Origin of the sequence: Flavobacterium poyangense (genome assembly GCF_011751075.1) — a bacterium.
Classification (GTDB): Bacteria; Bacteroidota; Bacteroidia; order Flavobacteriales; family Flavobacteriaceae; genus Flavobacterium; species Flavobacterium poyangense.
Genome location: NZ_JAALLN010000087.1, coordinates 1 through 762 on the forward strand (window position 1 = coordinate 1; position 762 = coordinate 762).

The following is a 762-nucleotide window of genomic DNA, read 5'->3' on the forward strand; positions in this document are numbered from 1 at the left end:
CTTGCAAGCAATGTGCAGCAAGGAGTTGCCTTCCGTCATGTACGTCTGCTTGATGTTGGCCTTATTCTTGAGAAGTAAGACCAAGATGTCCTTATGACCCAGCTGGACTGCAAGGGAGGTGGCTGAGTTTCCGTCTTTGTCCAAGTAGTTGATGTTGGCTTTGAATTTGAGGAACAACTTGACGAAGTCCACAGATCCTTCGCGTGCAGCCACTACCATATGGTCCTCGGGAAACTCTTTGATCGATTGGATGTCCATCGTCTGAAGAATAGTTTTTGCCAGGCTGGTGTACTTTTGTCTCTGGCACACGTACAGACACGTTTCACCTTTGGCATTCTTTTTAAGCGGATCAGCACCGCGAGAGAGCAGGTAGACCACCGCATCCAAACTGTTCATCTCACAAGCGACATGCAGAGCTGTCTCTCCAGATTTGTTTGGCAGATCGATTTCGGTTACGCTTGACCAGATGTTTAGAAGATCGTGGCAGTACCTCACAGCAAAGTGTATTGGCCTCTCGTGGCAGCATTCGCAACTCAGGTTGAACTTCCACTGTTCGTCCAGATGTTGCTTGATTTCGTCGAACGAGGCAGAACGGTAGAATTCGCAGATATTGGGTGGCAATGACTGGAATGCCTTCTCGGCACCCACCATAAAAGTCGAAATGGATGTATTCTTCGTTTCATCGAAGTCAGGCTTCTCGTCGCTTGACTCTAAAGAATCTTCGAAAGTCTCGGGCTGCTCTTCGACTACTGGCTCGACCAT

Annotated in this window: 1 protein-coding gene; it reads right to left on the reverse strand. The window is 48.4% G+C overall.

Annotation, left to right across the window (positions count from 1 at the left end; genetic code table 11):
* On the reverse strand, positions 1 to 762 hold a 762-nt coding region (locus G3A47_RS22720), incomplete at both ends, for an ankyrin repeat domain-containing protein (protein WP_208328400.1).